The sequence below is a fragment of the Streptomyces prasinopilosus genome (assembly GCF_001419695.1).
Classification (GTDB): Bacteria; Actinomycetota; Actinomycetes; order Streptomycetales; family Streptomycetaceae; genus Streptomyces; species Streptomyces prasinopilosus.
Genome location: NZ_LIRG01000154.1, coordinates 1 through 3,445, shown reverse-complemented (window position 1 = coordinate 3,445; position 3,445 = coordinate 1). Strand labels below are relative to the sequence as shown.

4 protein-coding genes are annotated in these 3,445 nt (G+C 72.7%); 1 reads left to right on the top strand and 3 read right to left on the bottom strand.

Translation table 11 applies throughout. The features are described 5' to 3' along the window. Positions 1-602 (bottom strand): MFS transporter (locus AOK18_RS07870; RefSeq protein ID WP_240503101.1); only part of this gene is annotated, 602 nt, incomplete at its 3' end. 108 nt (positions 603-710) lie between these two features. Here AOK18_RS07870 and AOK18_RS07865 point away from each other — a divergent pair. Beyond that, on the top strand, positions 711-1,295 hold the full coding sequence (locus tag AOK18_RS07865; RefSeq protein ID WP_055693856.1) for an ArsR/SmtB family transcription factor: 585 nt from the start codon (positions 711-713) through the stop codon (positions 1,293-1,295). Positions 1,296-1,517: 222 nt separating this feature from the next. On the opposite strand, the gene AOK18_RS07860 is transcribed toward AOK18_RS07865, so the two are convergent. Continuing rightward, a complete protein-coding gene (locus tag AOK18_RS07860; protein WP_055571174.1) occupies positions 1,518-2,582 on the bottom strand; it encodes a lipoate-protein ligase LplAB in 1,065 nt (354 codons plus the stop codon). A gap of 137 nt (positions 2,583-2,719) precedes the next feature. After that, the coding region (locus tag AOK18_RS07855) for an SAM-dependent methyltransferase (protein WP_055693855.1) at positions 2,720-3,445 on the bottom strand (726 nt) is incomplete at its 5' end.

Here is a 3,445-nt window from a genome sequence, read left to right as displayed (position 1 = left end):
CGCTCCGGCCGGAGCGCGGGCGCGGCCTCACGGACGCGGATCAGGCTGAACGCGGCCGCGGCCAGGAGGAACGACAGCGCGTTCAGCAGGGCGACCGTGGGCCCGCCCAGCACGGTGAACAGGACCGCGCCGACCAGCGGGCCGACCAGAGCGGTGCTCTCGACCGCGGTGCGGACCAGTCCGTTGAAGTCCCCGCGCAGCTCGGCCGGGACGACGGAGGCGATCAACGCGGTCTCCGCGGCGTCCATCAGCACGGTTCCCGTGCCCACCATGGCCAGCACGGCGAACAGCAGCCACACCTCCTGCGGGGAGCGGACGGCGAGCGGTGCCGTCATGACAACGGCCAGCACCAGATTCGTGGCGATCAGCAGAGTGCGTCGGCGCACCCGGTCGGCCAGGCCGCCGACGAACGGGCCGGCCAGTGCCGGCATCCAGGCGCAGAACGTCACCAGGGCGGCGAGGCCGTCCGAGCCGGTGAGTTCCTTCACCCAGACACCGGAGGCGAGGAGCATGGCGGAGTCCCCGAAGCCGGAGACGATCACTCCTGCCGTGTAGACACGGGCGTTGCGGTCCCGGAGCACCGTGAGCAGGCCCATGGCCATGGCCGTGCCTCCCTCCTCGCTGACCCCGCGTCAGCTTCGGCACCCTACCCCCAACGATTCGGTTGGGGGTAGGGGGCCGCGACCCCGGCATACGCTTTACTTGCCGGTGTGACTGACGCAGACCCCGTCCTGAGGGCCCTCGCTCATCCCCTTCGGCTGCGGATGCTCACGCTCATGTGGCCCGGACCGATGTCCGCCGCCGAACTCGCGCGTGAACTGGGCACCTCGCACGCCCTGGCCAGCCGTCACCTGCGGCAGCTGGACGCCGTCGGGCTGGTGGAACTGGCCGAGGAGCGCACCCGTCGCGGAGGCCGGGAGCGCCGCTACCGCACCGTTCACGGCTCCCCGCTGTCCGACCGCCACGACGGCGCGCAGATGCTGGCGGCGACCTTGACCCACACCCTCAAAGAGCGTGCCGTGCGCCGGGACCCGGACGGCGCGGGGGTCACGGTCGACGCGGAACTGTGGGTGCCACCGGAAGCCTGGGAGGCCGCCAGACGGCGGCTCGCCGAGGTCGCGGCCGAACTCCACGACGCCGCCCGCCCGCCCCGCACGCCCGGAACGACGCCGGTGGGCATCAGCCTGATGGCCTTTCCCCTGCGGGGGGAACCGAGCGCCGGGTCCGAGGGGGAGCCGCCGCGAACAGCGGCCGAATCCACTGGCGACCCCGTTCGGGATCCGACCGAGTTCTGAACAGGGGCGATGTACAGGTCGCCTGCGGCGTTCACCGTGCGCCCGGAAGGTCCAGCACGCCCCGAGCAGCCTGAAGGAGGCCGAGCGGCGGGTGGCAGGTCTCCGTCGCCGGGACACGCGCCTTCGGTGGAACATCCTCTGACTGCGGCCGGCACGAGGGTGCACCGCGTGAGCTGCTTGTGGCGTGGTGCCACCTTCTGCAGTCGGCTGAGGTCCGTGCCGTTACGGCACGCGGGCGGTCCACTGCGGGGTCGTGAACTTGGTCCGCGCCAACTCCCGGGCGCGGGCCAGCTCTTCGCCGGTCACCTCGCCGGCGGAGACGCCGTACCGGGTGCGGAAGGAGTCGATCATCCGCTCGATGACGGCCTCGCGGGGCAGGCCGGTCTGGCGGCGGAGCGGGTCGACGCGCTTCTTGGCGCTCTCGGTGCCCTTGTCGGACATCTTCTCCTTGCCGATGCGCAGCACGTCGAGCATCTTGTCGGCGTCGATGTCGTAGGCCATCGTGACGTGGTGCAGCACCGCGCCGGGGCCGCCGCCCGGGCCCACCATCCGCTTCTGGGCGGCACCGGCGATCTTGCCCTGGTCGGTGGCGATGTCGTTCAGCGGCTGGTACCAGGCCCTGATGCCCATGTCGCCGAGCGCGCCGAGCACCCAGTCGTCGAGGTAGGCGTAGCTGTCCTGGAAGGACAGGCCCTGCACCAGCGCCTCGGGCACGGACAGCGAGTACGTGATGGTGTTGCCGGGCTCGACGAACATCGCGCCGCCGCCGGAGATGCGGCGCACCACCTCGATGCCGTGCCGCGCGGCCCCCTCGGGGTCGACCTCGTTGCGCAGCGACTGGAAACTGCCGATGATCACCGCGGGGCCGCCCCACTCCCACACCCGCAGCGTCGGCGGCCGGCGTCCCGCGGCGACCTCCGCCGTCAGCACCTCGTCCAGCGCCATGTGCAGCGCCGGGGGCTGCGGGCCCTCGTGGATCAGCTGCCAGTCGTAGTCCGACCAGTCGGTGGCGCGGGCGACCGCGCGGCGCACCGCGACGGCGACGCCCGCCGAGGTCAGCCCGTACATCACGGTCCCCTCGGGCAGCGCGGCGTCGATCCGCGCGGCGAGCCCGGTCGCGTCCGTGTCCGCCGGGGCGCCGTCCAGGGCGCGGTTCACGGCGTCCAGCGCCTCGTCCGGTTCGAGGAAGAAATCGCCCGCGACCCGCGTGTTCCGCAGGACGCCGTCCGCCACCTCGACGTCCACCACGACCAGCTTGCCGCCGGGGACCTTGTACTCACCGTGCACCGTCTCCGCCTTTCGTTCCGTCGCCCGGGATCAACACCGGAGGCGGTCGAGGTGTTCCCGCCGGCCCGCACGGGGGCGGGCCGGCGGGGACGCGCGGGGCGGGGCCCGGGCCGCGGGATCCGCGGCCCGTCAGGGCGTCACGGCTTGCGGGCGAGACCGCCGTGCTCGGCGATCACCGGCGCGTCGGCCCCGTCGGCGTCCGGGCGCCACCGGGTGACCGGGACCACGCCGGGCTCCAGGAGCTCCAGGCCGTCGAAGAACGAGGTGATCTCCTCGACGCTGCGCAGGTTGTAGGGGAGGGCGCCGCTCTTGTTGTAGCCGTCCTGGGCCTGCTCGAAGCCCGGGTCGATGCCCCGGGATCCGTCGTTGACGGACAGGTAGCTGCCGGAGGGCAGCGCGTCCATCAGCCGCGTCACGATGGAGCGCGCCTCGTCGTAGTCGGCGATGTGGCCCAGGATGTTGCTGAGGATGAGGGCGGTGGGGCGGGAGAGGTCCAGGGTTCCGGCCGCGGCGGCCAGAACGCGCTCCGGGTCCAGCACGCTGGAGTCGACGTAGGCGGTCGCCCCCTCGGGGGTGGAGTAGAGCAGGGCGCGGGCGTGCGCCAGGACCATCGGGTCGTTGTCGACGTAGACGATCCTGCTCTCCGGGGCGAGGCGCTGGGCGACCTCGTGGGTGTTGTCGGCGGTCGGCAGGCCCGTGCCGATGTCCAGGAACTGCCGGATGCCGGCCTCGGAGACCAGGTACGTGATGTTGCGCCGCAGGAAGGCCCGGCTGCTGCGGGCGATGGTCACGATGCCGGGGAAGACGCCGGTGTACGCGTCGCCGGCCTCCTCGTCGACCGGGTAGTTGTCCTTGCCGCCCAG